Source organism: Klebsiella sp. MPUS7 (genome assembly GCF_009905335.1).
GTDB classification, from domain to species: Bacteria; Pseudomonadota; Gammaproteobacteria; order Enterobacterales; family Enterobacteriaceae; genus Klebsiella; species Klebsiella grimontii.
In genome coordinates, this window is record NZ_CP047604.1 from 2,478,954 (window position 1) to 2,497,845 (window position 18,892).

Below are 18,892 nucleotides of genomic sequence, written 5' to 3' on the forward strand. Positions count from 1 at the left end.
CCGCTTAGCGGCACGAACGACTAAAACAACATATAAATCTGACCCATACTTTACGCTTTAAGCAGGTGAGCTTTGTCGCGATTTCGCACTTTGAATCCAAGGAGACAGTCATGACAACGTATCGCAGTGAAAAAGACTCAATGGGCGCCATCGACGTGCCTGCTGACAAGCTATGGGGCGCGCAAACCCAGCGCTCGCTGGAACATTTCCGCATTTCGACGGAAAAAATGCCGGTCGAGCTTATCCACGCGCTGGCGCTGACCAAGCGCGCGGCGGCGAAGGTGAATAACGATCTCGGCCTGCTGGCCGCGGAGAAAGCGCAGGCGATTATTCAGGCCGCGGATGAAGTGCTGGCAGGCCAACATCCGGACGCCTTTCCGCTGGCTATCTGGCAAACCGGCTCCGGCACGCAAAGCAATATGAATATGAATGAGGTGCTGGCCAACCGCGCGAGTGAGCTGCTGGGCGGGGCGCGCGGGATGGAGCGTAAGGTGCACCCGAACGATGATGTCAACAAGAGCCAGAGCTCTAACGACGTTTTCCCGACGGCGATGCACGTGGCGGCGATAATTGCCCTGCGGGAGAAGCTGATTCCGCAGCTCAACGTGCTAAAGCAGACCCTGAACGATAAAGCCGTTGCCTTCAGCGACATCGTCAAAATCGGCCGCACCCACCTGCAGGACGCCACGCCGCTGACCCTCGGCCAGGAGATCTCCGGCTGGGTAGCGATGCTGGAGCATAATTTAAAACATATCGACCATAGCCTGCCGCATCTGGCGGAGCTGGCGCTGGGCGGGACGGCGGTGGGAACCGGGCTCAACACTCATCCGCAATACGCGGTACGCGTCGCCGCCGAGCTCGCGGCCTTAAGCGGCCAGCCGTTTGTCACCGCGCCGAATAAATTTGAAGCGCTGGCGACCGTGGATGCCCTGGTGCACGCCCACGGGGCGCTGAAAGGCCTGGCCGCCTCGCTGATGAAAATCGCCAACGATGTACGCTGGCTGGCTTCCGGCCCGCGCTGCGGGATTGGCGAAATTGCGATCCCGGAAAATGAACCGGGATCGTCGATTATGCCCGGCAAAGTCAACCCGACCCAGTGCGAAGCCCTGACTATGCTGTGCTGCCAGGTGATGGGTAACGATGTCGCGGTAAATATTGGCGGCGCATCGGGCAACTTTGAGCTCAACGTCTACCGCCCGCTGGTGATCCACAACTTCCTGCAATCGGTGCGGCTGCTGGCGGATGGGATGGAGAGCTTTAACGAGCACTGCGCGGTGGGGATTGAACCGAATCGTGAACGCATCAGCCAGCTGCTCAATGAGTCGCTGATGCTGGTCACCGCGCTGAATACCCATATTGGCTATGACAAAGCGGCGGAAATTGCCAAAAAAGCGCACAAAGAGGGGTTGACCCTGAAGGCATCCGCGCTAGCCCTCGGCTACCTGACGGAGGACGAGTTTGACCGGTGGGTTCGCCCGCAAGAGATGGTGGGCAGTCTGCCTACTCGTTAGCCAGCCACAGGTGCAGCCGCGGGATCAGAAGCCTGAGCGACTGCGCCTGCGGTTTATAGCGATACTGTACGTTCTCGGCGTCATAGTTCAGTAACTCACCGAGGTCCGGCACGCTGACCCCCTTCGTGCCGGATATCAGCGCAATCATCGGTCCCGGACAGGCGTATTGCACCTGTTTTTGTTCGCCGCTGTACCAGACCCGGGCGATGGGCTGCACTTTCACCGGCCGCTTTATCTTCAGCTTTGCCCGCTGCGGCAGGGCGGCAATATCCTGATACTCTCGCTCCAGCTTGCTTTGCCACTGCTCGCGCGTCCACGGCGGCACCGCTCGCGGCGACTGCAGGCTTTTTTCCAGCTGCATCAGCACCCGATCACGGGTAAGGTTTTTAATCACGTGCTTATTGGCCCAGCCAAAGCGAATGGTGCTCGGATCGAGCAGCGGGGTCAGGGTACGGTAGGCGCTAAGCGTGATAAGCCCCGGCAGGTGGCGATGGACCCACTCAAACCGTGCGGCGGCAGGCAGGCCGGAATCGACGGTAATAATCTTCTCAAAGGTTGCTTTGAGGGCGTTGATATGGGCAATTTTGCCTGCCAGCTCAGCCTGTTGGTTGGCGTCAGTTTGCAGGCAAATCGCGCCGGGCAAGCGCACGGCGGCCTTACTGCTGCGGGTTTCCGACTGCTGCTGGATAAACAGATGGCTGTAGTGCCTGAGCGCCATCTCCAGCGCGGTTTTGCCGGTATGCTGAACCACATTGATGCTGTCGAGCGGCTGGTGTTCCGCATCCTTGCTTACCGGCGGCAGCTCAAAGACGCGGGCGGCCAGCAGGCGGCATTGGCTCAGGGACTGTTTCAGCTCTTGCAGTTCGCGCTCGAGCTGGCGAAAGGTGCCGTTCAGACGTTCAACGAGGTCATAGCTGGCCATATTTTCCACCTTAGTTACAACATGCTTGACATTTTTTTAACTATAGCAGACCTCAGCATCTGCGCAAAGGCTCGTCAGGCGGAGGTAAAACTCGGCAGTTGATGATACACCGGCCAGCTAAAGCAAAAACAGGCTCCGCCCAGCGCGCTCTCTTCGCAATGGACTTCCCCGGCCATAGCCTGGGCGATACTGTGAACGATAGCTAAACCGAGGCCACAGCCGCCGGTGGCGCGATCGCGGCTGGGGTCGAGGCGTACGAAAGGCTCGAAAACTCTCTCGCGCTCAGCAGGCGCGATACCGGGACCATCATCTTCGACCCGCAGCGTCGCCCGCGAACCCTGCAGCGTCAGGCCGACCTGAATTCGCCGATTGCTGTAGCGCAGGGCGTTGTTCACCAGATTATCCAGCACCCGTTCCATCAGGCGCATATCCAGCGCGCCGTAATTGCCGGCCAAAATGTCGCCTGGCGCAACCTCGCGCTGGGGATTAACCGTTTGAATATCTTCCACATGATCGCGGATCCACGCCGGGAAATCGGGGGTCGTCAGCTTCAGTTCGTTCTGCGGCCGGTCAAGCCGCGCGTAGGTCAGCAGCTCTTCAATCAGCGCTTCCAGCTGGCCGATGTCGCGGTTCAACGCCAGAGATTCGGCTTCGGTGAGGTTCTCGCTCATCTCGAGACGATAGCGCAGACGCACCAGCGGGGTTCGCAGCTCATGGGCGATACCATCGATCAGCTGTTTTTTGCTGGCGATAAGCGCGTTGATATTATCGGCCATCTGATTAAACGCCACGCCCAGCCGTTCGAAGCTGGACATGCTGTCGAAATGAATGCGTTCGCTAAGATGTCCGTCGCCGAAGCGCTGGGCGGCGGTCTCAATACGCAGCATGTCCTGCCAGTGCGGACGCATCCAGATAAATACCGGGAAGGCCAGCGAGATGGCGATAAAAGCCATCAGGGCCAGATCGAGCAGGCGCATCTCGTGCAAAAAATAGAGATAGGGCACCGGGCCGACGGAAAGCACGTAGTGGCTGCGCGGGATGCGCTGGATAAAGGTGTACTGATCGTCGAGAGCGACGATATCCCCGGCGCGCAGATGCTGCATCGAGTTCTCCGACAGCTTGAATTTGCTGATGGGTTCGATATGCAGATCGAAAGAGAGATTGAGATCCAGCTCTTTAAGCGTTTTGCTCCAGTCGCGCGGCGGGATCTCCCGCAGCTCGCTGCGCATCAGATACAGCGAGCTTTTCATTAAATCGTCCAGAGACTGACGCCCGGCGCGTTCGGCGGTGAATTTGTACACCAGGCCAACCATCATAGTCATCACCAGGAAGCAGACGAACAGCAGCAGGTAAAACTGCACAAACAGCTTTTTCATTAAATCTCACTTAAAAAAGGTTAAATGCCTTTCTCATACCCTCAGAGGCATCATGAGGGCATTTTCCCCGGCAGAAACTTCGTGAAAACCCCTTTCTGCATTTTCATCCGCCGCTGGATTCGCTATGAAAGCAGGGTTCGCACCGGCTGACAACATCCGCTCTGCATAAGTTATGCGGCGGGCAGTCGACACACCCGGCAATCATGATCGCGCACAATCGAGGAGACCATAGCAAGCGAGTGCTGACGCCGTCGCGTAAGCTTGTCAAAAAACCATTATAAGAAAGTGGTTATAGGTGAGGAGGGTTCAACTTGATATAACACCTTTTCTCATCTCTGCTGGAGGTTATATGGCAATTTCGGCTAGAAACCAGCTGGCTGGTACGGTTAGCGCGACTGAACGTGGGGCATTTTGGTCAGCAAGAACCTTGCGTAACCGCCGATGCGTCCGATCATTTGCTACGAAAACGGCGATGCCCTTCAGGGGGTTATTTCCGGCGCTGCGTTTCTGGCGCGGGACCATGCTGCAAAATCTGCAGAAACCATTGGCCTGGCATAGAAATAGCCCTGAACCTCATCGCAGCCGAGGCTTCGCAAGATCTCGACCGTTTTGCGATCCTCGACGCCTTCGGCCAGGACGATGTAATCGAGCTGCTTGAGAAGCTTGATAACGTTACGCACAATAATGCGGCTGGCTTTTTCGTCGACAATATGACTCACAATAGACCGGTCGAGTTTGATGATGTCCAGGGGCATTTGCCGCAGGTAATTAATGTTGCTGTATCCCGAACCAAAGTCATCCAGAGAAATTTTAAATCCACGTTTTTTAAGCATGTTCAACCCGTTAAGCGCGGCCGGACTTTCAAGCATCTTCTCGGTTTCCAGACATTCCAACCCCAGCAGCGCCGGCTCAAGAGACGCATTCCGCAGTTTCTGTTCGAGCTCCTCAGCGAAATCGGGCCGAGAAAAATCACTGGCGGCCAGATTAATTGACACCGGCAGAGTCAGTCCCTGGTCCCGCCACTCGCTCAGCTGCGCGATAGTGCGATCGATAACCCAGGCCGTGAGCTCACGCATCAGGCTGGTCTTTTCGACCAGCGGGATAAATTCGCCGGGCAGGATTTCGCCGTTTGTCGGATGCTTCCATCTGACCAGCGCTTCAGCACCCGTCACGCGCCCGGTCGCCAGCGAGATTTTCGGCTGATAGACCAGATATAAGCCCTGGTTTACCTGCAGCGTTTGTCTGAGTTCGGTCAGCAGGCTGAAATCCCTCTTTTTGCGGGTATCCAGGGCGTCATTATAGGTGGTAAAACGGTGCCCCTGGCTTATCGCCTCATGCAAGGCGCTCACCGCACGACGCAGAATTTCATTCGGCGTCAGGGTGCTGTCGCACAGCCCGGAGTCACCCATGTGAATATCCAAATCCAGGGGAACTTCAGGGCCAATCCTGGCCTGGGTTCCCTGAAGGTTTTGTGCAATGTTTTCCAGCGACAGAGCCGTTGGCTCAGGCGTTAAAAAAGCAAATCGTCCGACCGCCACGGCGTAAAGCTGGCCCGCGAGAGGCAGACGTGCCTGCAGCTGAGCGGTCATGTCGCGAAGTAAGTTTTCTACGGCAATCATCCCCAATGAGCGGGCCATCTCGTAGGCAAAGGGCATATCAATGCAGTCAATGATGACCAGCCGGAAGGCGCTCACCGCCGACACCTCAATGTCCTTCAGCAGGCGCTGACGATTGGGTAATAGCGTGACGACGTCGGTATAGCCTACCGAGTGCCAGGAGGCTAAGAAGTCCGATACCAGCTCGGCCAGCGTGTTAAAGATAGCGACCTGCTCGTCGGAAAGTTCCCTGGGTTGCGTATCAAGGATACTCAAGGTACCCACGGCCACCCCATCCCGGGTTGTCAGCGGGCATCCCGCATAAAAACGAATGAACGGCGCTTCTCTGACGGCGCGATCGCGCTGAAAAACCGGGTGCTGATGCGTATCACGACAAATGAACGTTTTACCCTGTTTCAAGGTCTGTTCGCAAAATGCGTCGCCCAGGCGGGTTTCCGTGGCGGCGATATTCTGAGCGGATTTGATATATTGCTTTTCATCATCCAGCACCGAGACAAAACTCATCGGCATTTTCAGCAACTGGCAGACCAGATGCGTATACTTCTTTAATGCTTCGTCCCGTCCCTCGTCGGGATTTTTTAACAGGTCAATCGCCGCGCGTCTTTTACTTTCATCGTTGCTGAGATCGCTCAACATTTAAATACCCCCGTACAGTAGATATTTCGGTCATCCCAACCCACTCATGGTGTGAAGCTCTATACTCGCGGCGGGTATCGATAGTGGCACAATCGCCATGGTTACCACCACATTAGAATGTTTTGCGCCGATCGGTTCCGGATTCGCCAGTTTTGCATTAAGCGCAACGCTTGTTTTAAGAATAGTTAATCATTAACAGGAGGGTGCAGTGACTGTGGCGACTTAACCCGCACTCACAGCTGACCCGTGAATTAATTGTCCCAGGCGTGGGGGGCGAACAGATAGCCTTTATTGCGTACCGTTTTGATGCGATAGGGCTCGGTCGCATTGTCGAGAAGCTTTTTGCGCAGCCGCGAAATGGCAACGTCGACGCTGCGGTCCATACCATCGTAGCTGACGCCGCGCAGGTTTTTTAATAACGCGTCGCGATCCATAATTTGTCCGGCGTGCGTCGCCAGCTCCCACAGCAGATCGAAATCCGCGGTGGATAACGCGACGCTTTCGCCGCTGAGCATGACCTGGCGATTGACCGGATCGATGCTCAGGGAGCCAAAGGTGATGGCTTTATGCGGGGTGAGGGAGGAGGGGACGCTACCTTCCGGCACGGCGACGTGCTGACGCAAATGCAGGCGCAGGCGGGCTAACAGCACCGCGGGCGGCGTGGTTTTCAGGATATAATCGCTGGCGCCCATTTCGAGAGAGAGAATATGGTTCATATCGCTGTCCAGCGAAGTGAGCAGGACGATGGGGCCCAGCCATTGGCCGCGCAAATCGCGGCACAGCGTCATACCGTCTTTACCCGGCAGCATGATATCCAGCAGCACCAGATCGGGCTTTTCGCGCGCGATAACCTCTTCCGCCCGGTCGCCGCGCGGTTCTACCACCACGTCCATATCGTGTTTGCCAAGGTAGGCGGCAATCAGTGCTCCGACCTCGGCATCGTCCTCAACGAAAACAATTTTATTCATATTGTGTATGCTTGTACTCATCTATCATCGTTTGAATCGCTTTGCCAGAATCGCGGCTGAGACGGCGCATGAGGCATCATAAGGTCAGCAGCCCATTCATCGCTATCGCCATTGTAAACCATTCGGGCATTAATATGAGCTATGTATTAGTGACGAAATTCGCTATGCTTCCCGGACTTGTGGTTCAGAGCTATGCTTTCACGTGACCAGACAATGATTGCGTTAATGACGAAAGCTCTGCGTATTATGCTCACGGGGTGCGGCAAAGGTGGGCAGCGTCTGTCAGAACAGCCTCTGCCCGTAGAGAAATAGGCTGAGCTTGAGCCAGGAGAGAGCCTTATTCTGGCCTCTTTTGCCTCGCACCGTAGGGGCACAAGGCGAATTTGCAGAGACTTCTTCGATGGCAGATGAGCAACATAGGATCCTCATTGCCCGGACAATCGATATACCGGGCAAACGTTGACCACAGGATTTCCGTATAGGGGAAAGCGTGAATAACCTGTAAATCGCCGGGCTCGCCGTTAATGAGCACTTCATTTTGAGTGATGTTAATAACCGAACCAGTGTTCAAAAAATAATCACCATTATACCATATGATTAATTTGAGATTTTTAGCACTTGCCGCAACTGAAAATCCTGTTCCGGTTACAGGACATACAAGGCTATTTTCAATATTCCACTGCATGCTTAATGCGCTCCAGTAATTTATGAGCATTTTCGCGTTGATGTATATAGTTTGATAAGGTTTAAGGGGCTTTTTATTGTGCCTGAAGCGGATCCAAACATGGAGGTTCCTTTAGCTGACGCTGACTTAGTTTAATATGGAATAATTGCACTTACATGAGTGTCTAATACTGATATTGATAATAGAAACAAGTAAAAGATTCGAAAAACCGACCGGAGATGAACTAATAAGCTGCATTGTTGGTTGTGAATAGAATAAAATTCCGCACTGGATATCAAGATTAGATCGAAAGATCGTAAAATCATATAATTACGATCATATCTACTACGCTGCATGTCATTAATGGCAAAGTATGCTTCTTTATGAAATCGGTTTTATTTTGATATAAATCAATATAACGGACTTTATTCTGCTGTTTTTCTAAAAAGTGTCTACGCGCGCTTATTGCTAATGAGTGCAGAAAGAATAGATTTAAAGTCATCAGTTATGCTAAAAACCGCCTATATCAATTAACCGTTGTCAGGCTATTTTATCAGTATTGATTTGCATCACTTACTGCGGATTAATGGTGCGAGTAAACTGATGAGATTATTGAGTTAACATCTGCTAAATATCATTCAGGCGTTCATGTTGCGCTTTAAAATATGTGTAAACCCTTAAAGGTGATGTGCAGGAAAAATATACCGTGGTGATAATTTCAAAAATAACGATATAAAAAATGTTATACGTATAACCAGGTAATTAGAGCATGCAGATGCTTTTCGCAGTAAAAACAAATGCGTTTGTGCAAAAGATGTTCAAAATAGGGTTAATTGATTTCAAATAGCACGGTCTTTGTCAGGGGATATCATCACCTGCCATAACCACCGTTATGGAGTAGTCAAATAGGTCTTTCGCCTGTTCAGTCTGCTCGCCGCTTTTGCGCATTTATAAATTCCCGCGCTTCCGTTATGCTGCGAATACATGTTGTTTAAATGTTAAGGCAAAAGGAATGGGGCTGTTGATAAAAGCGCTGCTCGGGGCACTGGTTGTCGTCCTGATTGGCGTGCTGTCCAAAACGAAAAATTACTATATCGCCGGGTTAATTCCGCTTTTTCCCACTTTCGCCCTGATTGCGCACTACATCGTCGCCAGCGAGCGGGGTATCGAAGCGCTGCGCACCACCATCGTCTTTGGGATGTGGTCTATCATTCCGTACTTTATCTACTTGCTTTCGCTATGGTATTTCACCGGCGTTATGCGCCTGCCGTTTGCCCTGGCAGGCGCAGTGGTGTGCTGGAGCTTATGCGCGTGGCTACTCATTATTGGCTGGAGCCGTTTCCACTAGCGCAGATGGCGGCCGCCGTCGACGGCAAATGAGCGCCCGGTCACGTAGCTACTGCTGAACAGGTATTCAGTCAGGTCAATGATCTCTTTTTCGCCTGGGGCGATTTTCATCAGCGATTTATCGAGCGCCTGCCTGCGGTACTCCGCGTCATCCCCTTCATTAAATAAAATCAGCGAGGGGGCGATGGCGTTAACCTTAATTTCCGGCGCCAGCTTGCGGGCGAACGAGCGGCTCATATTATCCAGCGCCGCTTTGCTGGCGGCGTAGGCGATATGTTTGTCGCTGCCGCGCTCCACGACGTAGTCGGTGATATGGATAATATCACTGGCGGCATGACCGTGGCCGCGCAGCAGGCTCTCCAGGGCATGGTTGAGCAGGTAGGGGGCGTTGACGTGAATTTGCATCATGCTGGCGAGCACCGTGGTTAACGGGATCCCGGGCTTTTCCGCCATCCAGCCGCTGGCGTTATGAATGATGGCGCGCAGACCGCCGCTGGCGTGCGCTTCCACCTCTGCGGCGAACGCCAGAATGCTTTCATCCGTGCTGAAATCCGCGTGCAGGCAAACGGCTCCCGCTTCACGCAGCGCGTCGATGGCCGGATACCAGGTGCGATAGCTGATGATAACGGGCTGCTGGCGGGCCACAAAATGGCGGGCCAGGGCGAGGCCGATGCGACGGCCCCCGCCGGTAATCAGGATCGGGCGAGGCTGGATGTCAGCCATGGAGATCTCCTTTGAGTTCAGCGGCAGGGTAACCGCTTACCCTACCAACATCCACGTTGCCGGTACGGCGGCAACCAGCAAAAAACCAATTAATGCCAGGTCACGGCGTTTGAGCGGGCGATCGTGCTGGTGTGTACGACGGGCATACAGGAAAACCAGAAGACCCGGAGCGTAAAGTATCACCGACAACAATAAATGCACAGGGCCGGACGCATATAATAACCATAAGCCATAAATGCAGGCGCCGACACCGACCGCCTTGTGCAGCGGGCGCCGGGCAATCTTCAGCAGAAAGGCGCCGACGAGAAAGTAGGGGACCAGGATCATCTCTGAGGCGATGGTTAGCAGCGTGCTGTAATCTGAGCCGGTAAGCCAAATCAACACCAGCGAAGCCTGTACGCTGATATTGGTGAGCCACAGCGAAGACGACGGCGCGTTGTTTTTATTGGTTCGGGCAAACAGGCGCGGGAATGCTTTATGCTTCGCTGCCAGATAGGGCACCTCCGCCGCCATAATCGTCCAGCTCAGATACGCGCCGCAGACGGAGATAATCAGCCCGGCAGCGATCACAATTTCGCCCCAGGAGCCCATCATGTTGACCATCAGGCCGGCCATTGACGGGTTGCGGATTTCCGCCAGTTCGCTACGCGGCACAACCCCTAACGAGAGAAGCGTCACCAGCAAATAGACCGCCAGCGCGGAGAGTACCGCCAGCAGCGTCGCGCGCCCGACATCCTGTTTATTACGCGCGCGGGCGGAAACCACGACCGCGCCTTCGACGCCGATAAACACCCACAGGGTGATCAGCATGGTGTTTTTCACCTGCTCCCATACCGGTACGCCCAGCGCCAGGCCGCTAAAATCGAGGCGAAATGTCTCCATACGAAACGCCATAGCGGCCAGCGCGATAAACGCCCCGAGAGGCAGCAGCTTGGCCAGCGTCGCGGCCAGGTTGATACCGGCCGCCGTTTGAACGCCGCGCAGAACCAGGAAATGGACAATCCACAGCAGGACCGAGGCGCCGATGATGGATTGCCAGGTATTGCCATCGCCGAACAGGCGCAGTTCGGGCGTATCGGTAAAGAAGCTGAGCGCCGAGAAGACGATAACCAGGTAGGAGACGTTGGCGACAACCGCGCACAGCCAGTAGCCCCAGGCGGAGCAGAAGCCAATCAGCTCGCCGAAACCTTCCCGGGCGTAGGTGAAAATACCGCCGTCGAGGTCGGGGCGAATCCGCGTGAGCAGCAGCATGGCAAAGGCGAGGAACAGGATCCCCACGCCGGTGATGCCCCAGCCGATAAGCAGCGCGGAAGGGCTGGCAACGGCTGCCATGTTCTGCGGCAGACTGAATACACCCGCCCCCAGCATCGAGCTAAGTACCAGCGCGGTCAGGGCGCTAAGGCCCAGTTTCTTTTCCATTGCATTCCCGAGGTGATAATCATCAAGCTAAGAATATTTATTTGGCGAAATCGCATAAAAATGGAGGATTGCGCTAAGGCGCGGGATTTTACGGAGTGTTTTGTATGCATGCAATGGAGAGAAATGAAAAAAAGAAAAAAGGCGACTAATCGCCGCCTTTTTGTTCAGCTCAGCTACCGTTATTTATACAGGTCGGCGCTGATGGTGATGTTGCCGCCTCGTTCCTGCCACTGACGGGTAATGTGGTAGTACTTCGCGCCTTTCTTCGCGGCGCGCTTAGCCGTCTGGTAGGAGATTTCCGTCATGTTACCGTAGTTACCGGTGAACTTGATGCTGTCGTAAGGAACCATCTGCGCGGCGGTGATTTTATTCACTTCCTCGACCCTGGTGCCGTCCGGCAGCGTGACGGTGTAACGCCCGCCTTTAGACGATTGCGTTTCAAAGAAACGGCCTACGCCGGTGCCGGAACCGACCGCTGCGGTCGTTGCCACGCCAGGAATTTCAACTTTCTTAGCAGCCTCTCCGCCTTCGGCCAGCGCTGCGCGACCGGCTTCTGAATCTGCCGGGATCGCATCCGGGCTTTGCAGAACGCGTTTTTTGGCATCCGCTTTGTAGATATAGGCGGTGATGCGCTGGTTGCCGCCCTGGTTGGCATCAACCTGGCGTACGATAAAGAAAGAGGCTGCGCCCTTGGCTTTCGCGGCTTTGGTAATGGCGTCGTTGACTTCCGGCTGGCTGCGGTAGAAGCCCTGTACGGTGACGGTATCAAACGGCTCCAGCTCAACGGCCTGATCCTTCGGTAATTCCATTATGCCGTTGATAATGCGGTTTTTTGGCGCGTCGGCCTGCGGGGCATTTTCTTTATAAAAATCGGCCGTTACGCGCAGGTTGCCGCCGCTGCCAAAATCGGAGGTGTCGACAACATAAAAGGAAGCTGCGCCTTCTTTGTCCGCTTTACGGGAAACTGCCTGCACCGCATCGCCAATGGCGTTAAAACGACCGGTCACCACAACGCGATCGTAGGGCTTCAGCGCTGCCGCCTGCTCCGGAGTCAGCTCGGTCGCTGCATGGGCAGACAACGCGGTGGTAGCCAGAAGAGCAGACGCCAGGAGTGAGTTCTTAAGCTTCATAAAAATAATCCTTTGCCTTGCGCAAACCATGTACGGGTATTGTTGTTGACTGAAAACATTTGATTATTGCATTTATCGTGAGTGACTGTCTGCGTCAATTTTCACTTGCCGCTCTAAACGTATACTGCAGAAATATAACATTTTTCGATATGTTGAAAAAACAGCCGCTTGACCAGCAAAATCGATAATCGATATCACTTTCATAAGTTAACATAATGTTAACACGCTGATCCAGACGGCGATAAATGGTGAATTAACCCTTCTGCCAAGCGGATTATCAGGCGCTGGCATAAAAATAAGGTAAATATTGCTGCCTGACACGGTAAGCCGGGCGTTTTACCAATAAAATCAAAATTTCTGTTTTATTGCTGTAGATCACAATCGGTATTTTCAGTAGGTTATAAAAAGTTTGTTACTGTTTTATTTTTTCAGACATATGTTGGGGGGCGCGTTCATCCGCCTTTGCGACGGTCGCTTGTAAGAAAAGTAAACCATCATCAAAAACCGATGGAAGGGAAAACTATGCGTATTGGTGTACCAAAAGAGAGACTCGCCCAGGAAACCCGGGCCGCCGCCACGCCGAAAACGGTGGAGCAGCTGCTAAAGCTTGGGTTCAGCGTCGCGGTAGAAAGCGGTGCCGGTAAGTTGGCCAGTTTCGACGATGAAGCCTTCGTTCAGGCTGGAGCGGAGATCGTGAGCGGTGATGACGTATGGCAGTCTGACGTCATTCTGAAAGTGAACGCGCCCGATGACGATGAAATCCTGCTGCTTAATCCCGGCACGACGCTTATCAGCTTTATCTGGCCGGCGCAAAACCCGCAGCTGATGGAAAAACTGGCGGCGCGCAACATCAATGTGATGGCGATGGATTCGGTGCCGCGTATTTCGCGCGCGCAGTCGCTGGATGCGTTAAGTTCAATGGCTAACATCGCCGGCTACCGCGCGATCGTGGAAGCCGCCCACGAGTTTGGCCGTTTCTTCACCGGGCAGATCACCGCGGCAGGTAAGGTACCGCCCGCGAAGGTGATGGTGATCGGCGCCGGGGTTGCTGGTCTGGCGGCCATCGGCGCGGCCAATAGCCTCGGGGCAATCGTCCGCGCGTTTGATACCCGTCCGGAAGTGAAAGAACAGGTGCAGAGTATGGGCGCCGAGTTCCTTGAGCTGGATTTTAAAGAGGAAGCGGGCAGCGGCGACGGCTATGCCAAAGTCATGTCTGAAGCCTTTATTAAAGCCGAGATGGCGCTCTTTGCCGCCCAGGCGAAAGATGTCGACATCATCGTCACCACCGCGCTGATTCCGGGTAAACCGGCGCCGAAGCTGATTACCCGCGAAATGGTCGACTCCATGAAGCCCGGCAGCGTGGTGGTTGATCTGGCGTCGCAAAACGGCGGCAACTGTGAATACACCGTGCCGGGTCAGGTAATTACCACCGCCAACGGCGTGAAGATTATCGGTTATACCGATCTCCCTGGTCGTCTGCCAACGCAGTCTTCGCAGCTGTACGGTACCAATCTGGTCAACCTGCTCAAGCTGCTGTGCAAAGAGAAAGACGGCAATGTCGTTATCGATTTTGATGATGTCGTTATCCGCGGCGTTACCGTGGTTCGCGAAGGTGAAATCACCTGGCCCGCGCCACCCATTCAGGTATCTGCTCAGCCGCAGGCGGCAGCGAAAAAGGTTGAAGCGCCAAAAGCAGAGGCGAAACCGAGCTCGCCGCTGCGCAAGTATGCGCTGATGGCGCTGGCGATTATTCTGTTTGGCTGGCTGGCCAGCGTGGCGCCAAAAGAGTTCCTCGGCCACTTTACCGTCTTTGCGCTCTCCTGCGTGGTCGGTTACTACGTCGTCTGGAACGTATCCCACGCGCTGCATACGCCGCTGATGTCGGTCACTAACGCCATTTCCGGCATTATTGTGGTCGGGGCATTGTTACAGATAGGCCACGGCGGCTGGGTCAGCTTCCTGAGCTTTATCGCGGTGCTGATCGCCAGCATTAATATTTTTGGTGGTTTCACCGTCACTCAGCGCATGCTGAAAATGTTCCGCAAAGGATAAGGGGTAACAAATGTCTGGTGGATTAGTTACAGCTGCATACATTGTTGCCGCGATTCTATTTATTTTTAGCCTGGCGGGGCTTTCTAAACACGAAACCTCGCAACAGGGCAACTACTACGGTATTGCCGGGATGGCGATTGCCCTGGTGGCGACCATTCTGGGGCCGGACAGCAGCAACGTCGCGTGGATCCTGCTGGCGATGGTTATCGGCGGCGCTATCGGTATTCGGCTGGCGAAGAAAGTTGAAATGACCGAAATGCCGGAGCTGGTGGCGATTCTGCACAGCTTCGTGGGCCTGGCGGCGGTGCTGGTAGGCTTTAACAGCTATCTGCAGCATGAAACAGGGATGGAACAGATTCTGGTCAATATTCATCTGACCGAAGTGTTCCTCGGCATCTTCATCGGCGCGGTGACCTTCACCGGCTCCGTCGTGGCGTTTGGCAAACTGTGCGGCAAGATGTCTTCAAAACCGCTGATGCTGCCGAACCGTCATAAGCTGAACCTGGCGGCGCTGGTGGTTTCTTTCCTGCTGCTGATCGTTTTCGTACGTACCGACAGCATCGGCATGCAGGTACTGTGCCTGCTGGTGATGACCGTTATCGCCCTGGCGTTTGGCTGGCACCTGGTGGCCTCCATCGGCGGCGCGGATATGCCGGTCGTGGTGTCAATGCTGAACTCCTACTCCGGTTGGGCGGCGGCAGCGGCGGGCTTTATGCTCAGCAACGACCTGCTGATCGTAACCGGCGCGCTGGTAGGTTCTTCCGGTGCGATTCTGTCGTACATCATGTGTAAGGCGATGAACCGTTCGTTCTTCAGCGTGATTGCCGGTGGCTTTGGTTCTGACGGCACGGCCTCCGCGGCGGAGGAAGAAGTGGGCGAGCACCGTGAAATTAGCGCCGAAGAAACCGCAGAGATGCTGAAAGGTTCGCAGTCGGTGATCATCACCCCGGGCTACGGCATGGCGGTGGCGCAGGCCCAGTATCCGGTCGCGGAAATCACCGAGCGACTGCGCGCGCGCGGAATCAAAGTACGTTTCGGTATTCACCCGGTTGCCGGGCGTCTGCCGGGCCATATGAACGTACTGCTGGCGGAAGCGAAAGTCCCGTATGACATCGTGCTGGAGATGGATGAGATCAACGATGATTTCTCCGATACCGACACCGTGCTGGTGATCGGCGCTAACGACACCGTTAACCCGGCCGCGCAGGACGATCCGGGCAGCCCGATCGCCGGTATGCCGGTGCTGGAAGTGTGGAAAGCGCAGAACGTGATTGTATTTAAGCGTTCGATGAACACTGGCTACGCCGGCGTACAGAACCCGCTGTTCTTTAAAGAGAACACCCACATGCTGTTTGGCGATGCCAAAGCCAGCGTCGATGCGATTCTGAAAGCACTGTAGAGCCTGGTCTTTTAAAACCTGTGCTTCTTAAGCCGTCTCCTGTGAGACGGCTTTTTTATATAGGTTATCAAGTGATTATTTGCTCATAAAATAATCAGGCGAGAGTGTTATAATAGGCCTGTTTTTCACTCAAACTGAGGATATTATGGATACCGAGTTAACCCCCACGCAACTGGCCATCGAATTTCTGCGCCGTGACCCCGCTGCTTTAACCCCCGCGCAGTATCTGAAAAAGCTGAAACTACTGGAACTTGAGTTTGCTGACTTAATGGCGCTTTCGTCCATGGAGCTGAAAGAAGAGATCGATCACGCCTGGCGTTTAGGTATCCACTAACGTTTTCGTTACCGATAAAGCGATAGAAGATAAGGGCCGGGCGGCCCTTTATTTTGTTAATAAAATGCAAAAAAATCCCCCGCGCGGGCGGGGGATGAAGTTTTTTACTCTTACTGAAGGCGAGTGACTAATCGTCTTCTTCGTCGTCCAGCTCAACCGGCGTCTGGTATTGATCCGGCTTCAGCGCCAGCAGGTCGCAGCGCAGGTGGTCAATCACCTGCTCGGCGGTATTGCCGAGGAAGGCCGCCGATAGGCCGGTACGACCCACGGTGCCCAGCACCACGATGCCCGCCTGCAGATGTTCAGACAGATCGGGGATCACCTCTTCAGGAAGACCTTTTTCAACGTGGGTGCGGCCTTCATCGATGCCGAATTTCTGCCGCAGCGCTTTCATGGCCAGCAAATGCTGACCGCGAATGGCGTCGTTATAAACGCTGGGGTCAAAATCAGGGAGCTCAATCGCGATATTGATGGGCGTGACGGGATAGGCGCCCACCAGATGGACCTCGGTATGGTTAACCTGTTCCGCCAGCTCAATCGCTTCGCGTACCAGCTTTTCATTGAGCGCGTTGTGGTAGTTCTCTTCGCTGGCGAGATTGACCGCCACCAGCGCTTTACCCCCTTCCGGCCACGGCTGATCTTTGACCATCCATACCGGGCACGGGCATTTGCGCAGCAGGTGCCAGTCCGTTGGGGTGAAAATCACTGCTTCCAGCTTGTCGTGCTGGTGCGCCATTTTCAGCACTAAATCATGCTTGTCGCTAATGATTTCCTGGATAATGGCTTCGAAGGGACGATTGTGCCACACCACTTTGATATCAATGGGCACGCCGGATTCAATATAGAATTTTGCCTGCTCGCGGATCCAGGCGGTACGCTGGCCGATGACGCCCTGGCGCATGGCCGTGCGTTCGTCAGGAGACAGCAGGGTGGTCATTTCATAAGAAAAATCATAGATCGGCAAAAAGGCTTTGATGCGTCCACCAATCCGTTGGTGCAGATACACCGCGCGCCGCAATGCAGGCTGGTCGTCCTGATTGGGGTCGATTACTACCAGCATGTTCTGATACTTCGCCATACAGGGTCTCCTTACAACTGTAACTACAGTTTGTCCTTAAAAAGATAACCTATATGGATGAAATGAAACAGGGGAGGAGCCTGGCCAGATCAACAAATTAGAAAAAAATTCGCGATCCGGCCGGATACAGAGGGACTATCAGGCGACGTTGCGGGCCTGGCCAGCAAGCTGCGCCAGCAGGTCGCTGTTTTCAATGGTGATATATTTACCTTTAACCGCCAGCATACCGCTTTTCTGGAAACGCCCCAGCAGGCGGCTGATGGTTTCCACCGTCAGGCCCAGATAGTTGCCGATATCGCCACGGGTCATGGTGAGGCGGAACTCACGCGGAGAGAAGCCGCGCTGCGCAAAACGGCGGGACAGGTTGTAGATAAAGGCCGCCAGGCGCTCCTCTGCGTTCTTTTTGGAAAGCAGCAGGATCATATCCTGATCGCCTTTAATCTCGCCGCTCATCAGACGCATCATCTGCTGACGCAGATTCGGCATCTTACCGGAGAGATCGTCCAGCGTTTCAAAAGGAATCTCGCAGACCATTGAGGTTTCCAGCGCCTGGGCAAAGCTTGGGTGGTGGCCGGTGCCGATGGCGTCAAAGCCGACCAGATCGCCCGCCAGATGAAAACCGGTGATTTGCTCATCGCCCTGTTCGGTGATGGTGTAGCTTTTAATGGTGCCAGAACGAATTGCATACAGCGATTTCAGCTCATCACCGGCTTTGAACAAGGTTTGTCCTTTCTGGATAGGCTTTTTCCGCTCGATGATGTTATCAAGCTGATCAAGCTCATGCTCGTTCAGAGTAAAAGGGATGCAAAGCTGGCTAATGCTGCAATCCTGGCAATGGATTGCACAACCGCCAGACTGAATGCGTCGTATAATTCGCTTTTCCGGGATCATAAGTCTGCTCAGGCTTTAATTGATATTGGTCAATTTTAACATCTTTTTGGTGAGCAGGTAAGTCTCGAACCCCTGAAACACGTAATATTAAAAGGGTAAATCAGTTACCTGATTTATCCAATTGATTATAATAGGTTTATCTGGCGAGACATGATTGTAAAATTACCGGAAGATTCCAAAAAAGGCACTTACAGTCAAAGGAGCAGATAGCCTTCGTGGCGCAACAGCCACTCTTTACGCTGCACGCCGCCGGCATAACCGGTCATGGTACCGTTACGCCCGATCACGCGATGGCAGGGCACCACAATACTGACCGGATTTGAACCGTTAGCGGCACCCACGGCGCGCGCGGCGCCCGGTCGCCCCAGCGTCTCCGCGAGCTGACCGTAGTGCATGACCTGGCCGCAGGGGATGGTGCGCAGCGCTTGCCAGACCTGCCGCTGAAACGGCGTGCCGCCGGTGGCGGTCGGTAAGGTGTCGATAATGGCGAGATCCCCGGCGAAGTAATCGCTGAGCTTACTGCTCAGCCCTCCCGGGTTACTGGAATCAACGCGTTCGTAGCCTTCACTCCGATAATGGATATCCAGCAGTTGCTCCATGCGGTCGCGGTGCTGATCCCACTCAACGGCCCGCAGGTTGAACTGCTCATCACAAATTACCCACAGCGGCCCCAGCGGGGTGTCAATTTTATCCTGCAACAGCGTCAGCATCGGTAATCCTTCATCGCGGTTATATTGGCAGGGCATCACCATACCACGACGCGAGGTTAGCAAACTATACCCCGAAAAGGTCAACAAACCGGGCCAGCATGGACTATTAATTATGG

16 protein-coding genes are annotated in these 18,892 nt (G+C 54.3%); 5 read left to right on the plus strand and 11 right to left on the minus strand.

Translation table 11 applies throughout. The features are described from left to right. The first annotated feature begins 110 nt into the window (after positions 1-110). Entirely contained in the window at positions 111-1,511 is a 1,401-nt protein-coding gene (gene fumC, locus GUC22_RS11660; protein ID WP_024357996.1) for a class II fumarate hydratase, read from the plus strand. On the opposite strand, the gene tus is transcribed toward fumC, so the two are convergent. The 5 genes from tus to iraM all read right to left on the minus strand — a co-directional run bounded on the left by tus (position 1,501) and on the right by iraM (position 7,714). Next, the gene (gene tus / locus GUC22_RS11665) at positions 1,501-2,433 is read right to left on the minus strand and encodes a DNA replication terminus site-binding protein (RefSeq protein WP_004134391.1); all 933 of its coding nucleotides are present in this window, start codon (positions 2,431-2,433) and stop codon (positions 1,501-1,503) included. The two genes, fumC and tus, sit on opposite strands and share 11 nt — an antisense overlap. A 74-nt stretch (positions 2,434-2,507) precedes the next feature. Beyond that, positions 2,508-3,809 carry a two-component system sensor histidine kinase RstB gene (gene rstB / locus GUC22_RS11670; protein ID WP_024357998.1) on the minus strand — a complete coding sequence of 434 codons (1,302 nt, stop codon included), beginning with the start codon at positions 3,807-3,809 and terminating at the stop codon, positions 2,508-2,510. A gap of 479 nt (positions 3,810-4,288) precedes the next feature. Next, the gene (locus GUC22_RS11675) at positions 4,289-6,061 is read right to left on the minus strand and encodes a GGDEF domain-containing phosphodiesterase (protein WP_131929830.1); all 1,773 of its coding nucleotides are present in this window, start codon (positions 6,059-6,061) and stop codon (positions 4,289-4,291) included. 251 nt (positions 6,062-6,312) lie between these two features. Beyond that, entirely contained in the window at positions 6,313-7,029 is a 717-nt protein-coding gene (gene rstA / locus GUC22_RS11680; RefSeq protein ID WP_116943529.1) for a two-component system response regulator RstA, read from the minus strand. Positions 7,030-7,366: 337 nt separating this feature from the next. After that, positions 7,367-7,714: an anti-adapter protein IraM gene (gene iraM / locus GUC22_RS11685; protein ID WP_049085423.1), complete on the minus strand. Its 348-nt coding sequence runs from the start codon at positions 7,712-7,714 to the stop codon at positions 7,367-7,369. A 991-nt stretch (positions 7,715-8,705) separates the two neighbouring features. On the opposite strand from iraM, the gene GUC22_RS11690 reads away from it, so the two are divergent. Then, positions 8,706-9,041 (plus strand): GlpM family protein, encoded by a 336-nt coding sequence (locus GUC22_RS11690; protein WP_004119621.1) that lies wholly within the window; start codon positions 8,706-8,708, stop codon positions 9,039-9,041. Here GUC22_RS11690 and folM read toward each other — a convergent pair. The 3 genes from folM to ydgH form a co-directional block, all read right to left on the minus strand. Beyond that, positions 9,038-9,763, minus strand: coding sequence for a dihydromonapterin reductase (folM, locus tag GUC22_RS11695; RefSeq protein WP_004134410.1), 726 nt, complete (start codon positions 9,761-9,763; stop codon positions 9,038-9,040). The genes GUC22_RS11690 and folM overlap by 4 nt on opposite strands. 36 nt (positions 9,764-9,799) lie before the next feature. Beyond that, positions 9,800-11,182 (minus strand): amino acid permease, encoded by a 1,383-nt coding sequence (locus GUC22_RS11700; protein WP_131929832.1) that lies wholly within the window; start codon positions 11,180-11,182, stop codon positions 9,800-9,802. Positions 11,183-11,361: 179 nt separating this feature from the next. Continuing rightward, complete coding sequence (gene ydgH, locus GUC22_RS11705) at positions 11,362-12,312, minus strand: DUF1471 family protein YdgH (RefSeq protein ID WP_004134413.1); 951 nt, start codon at positions 12,310-12,312, stop codon at positions 11,362-11,364. A 522-nt stretch (positions 12,313-12,834) separates the two neighbouring features. On the opposite strand from ydgH, the gene pntA reads away from it, so the two are divergent. The 3 genes from pntA to GUC22_RS11720 all read left to right on the plus strand — a co-directional run bounded on the left by pntA (position 12,835) and on the right by GUC22_RS11720 (position 16,097). After that, the gene (gene pntA / locus GUC22_RS11710) at positions 12,835-14,364 is read left to right on the plus strand and encodes a Re/Si-specific NAD(P)(+) transhydrogenase subunit alpha (protein WP_024358002.1); all 1,530 of its coding nucleotides are present in this window, start codon (positions 12,835-12,837) and stop codon (positions 14,362-14,364) included. A gap of 10 nt (positions 14,365-14,374) precedes the next feature. Next, positions 14,375-15,763, plus strand: a complete 1,389-nt coding sequence (pntB, locus tag GUC22_RS11715) for a Re/Si-specific NAD(P)(+) transhydrogenase subunit beta (RefSeq protein ID WP_148865653.1) — start codon at positions 14,375-14,377, stop codon at positions 15,761-15,763. Positions 15,764-15,908: 145 nt separating this feature from the next. Beyond that, positions 15,909-16,097 carry a YdiH family protein gene (locus GUC22_RS11720; RefSeq protein WP_004102581.1) on the plus strand — a complete coding sequence of 63 codons (189 nt, stop codon included), beginning with the start codon at positions 15,909-15,911 and terminating at the stop codon, positions 16,095-16,097. A 127-nt stretch (positions 16,098-16,224) separates the two neighbouring features. Here the strand turns inward: GUC22_RS11720 and uspE are convergent, their stop codons facing one another. The 3 genes from uspE to ogt all read right to left on the minus strand — a co-directional run bounded on the left by uspE (position 16,225) and on the right by ogt (position 18,776). Next, entirely contained in the window at positions 16,225-17,175 is a 951-nt protein-coding gene (gene uspE, locus GUC22_RS11725; RefSeq protein WP_024358004.1) for a universal stress protein UspE, read from the minus strand. 138 nt (positions 17,176-17,313) lie between these two features. Beyond that, a complete protein-coding gene (gene fnr / locus GUC22_RS11730) occupies positions 17,314-18,066 on the minus strand; it encodes a fumarate/nitrate reduction transcriptional regulator Fnr (RefSeq protein ID WP_004102577.1) in 753 nt (250 codons plus the stop codon). 194 nt (positions 18,067-18,260) lie between these two features. Beyond that, positions 18,261-18,776: a methylated-DNA--[protein]-cysteine S-methyltransferase gene (gene ogt / locus GUC22_RS11735; RefSeq protein ID WP_064342792.1), complete on the minus strand. Its 516-nt coding sequence runs from the start codon at positions 18,774-18,776 to the stop codon at positions 18,261-18,263. Between the last annotated feature and the right edge of the window lie 116 nt (positions 18,777-18,892).

Coding starts and splice junctions, on each gene's coding strand:
- fumC (WP_024357996.1), top strand. CDS start 111: ATGACAACGTATCGCAGTGAAAAAGACTCAATGGGCGCCATCGACGTG.
- tus (WP_004134391.1), bottom strand. CDS start 2,433: ATGGCCAGCTATGACCTCGTTGAACGTCTGAACGGCACCTTTCGCCAG.
- rstB (WP_024357998.1), bottom strand. CDS start 3,809: ATGAAAAAGCTGTTTGTGCAGTTTTACCTGCTGCTGTTCGTCTGCTTC.
- GUC22_RS11675 (WP_131929830.1), bottom strand. CDS start 6,061: ATGTTGAGCGATCTCAGCAACGATGAAAGTAAAAGACGCGCGGCGATT.
- rstA (WP_116943529.1), bottom strand. CDS start 7,029: ATGAATAAAATTGTTTTCGTTGAGGACGATGCCGAGGTCGGAGCACTG.
- iraM (WP_049085423.1), bottom strand. CDS start 7,714: ATGCAGTGGAATATTGAAAATAGCCTTGTATGTCCTGTAACCGGAACA.
- GUC22_RS11690 (WP_004119621.1), top strand. CDS start 8,706: ATGGGGCTGTTGATAAAAGCGCTGCTCGGGGCACTGGTTGTCGTCCTG.
- folM (WP_004134410.1), bottom strand. CDS start 9,763: ATGGCTGACATCCAGCCTCGCCCGATCCTGATTACCGGCGGGGGCCGT.
- GUC22_RS11700 (WP_131929832.1), bottom strand. CDS start 11,182: ATGGAAAAGAAACTGGGCCTTAGCGCCCTGACCGCGCTGGTACTTAGC.
- ydgH (WP_004134413.1), bottom strand. CDS start 12,312: ATGAAGCTTAAGAACTCACTCCTGGCGTCTGCTCTTCTGGCTACCACC.
- pntA (WP_024358002.1), top strand. CDS start 12,835: ATGCGTATTGGTGTACCAAAAGAGAGACTCGCCCAGGAAACCCGGGCC.
- pntB (WP_148865653.1), top strand. CDS start 14,375: ATGTCTGGTGGATTAGTTACAGCTGCATACATTGTTGCCGCGATTCTA.
- GUC22_RS11720 (WP_004102581.1), top strand. CDS start 15,909: ATGGATACCGAGTTAACCCCCACGCAACTGGCCATCGAATTTCTGCGC.
- uspE (WP_024358004.1), bottom strand. CDS start 17,175: ATGGCGAAGTATCAGAACATGCTGGTAGTAATCGACCCCAATCAGGAC.
- fnr (WP_004102577.1), bottom strand. CDS start 18,066: ATGATCCCGGAAAAGCGAATTATACGACGCATTCAGTCTGGCGGTTGT.
- ogt (WP_064342792.1), bottom strand. CDS start 18,776: ATGCTGACGCTGTTGCAGGATAAAATTGACACCCCGCTGGGGCCGCTG.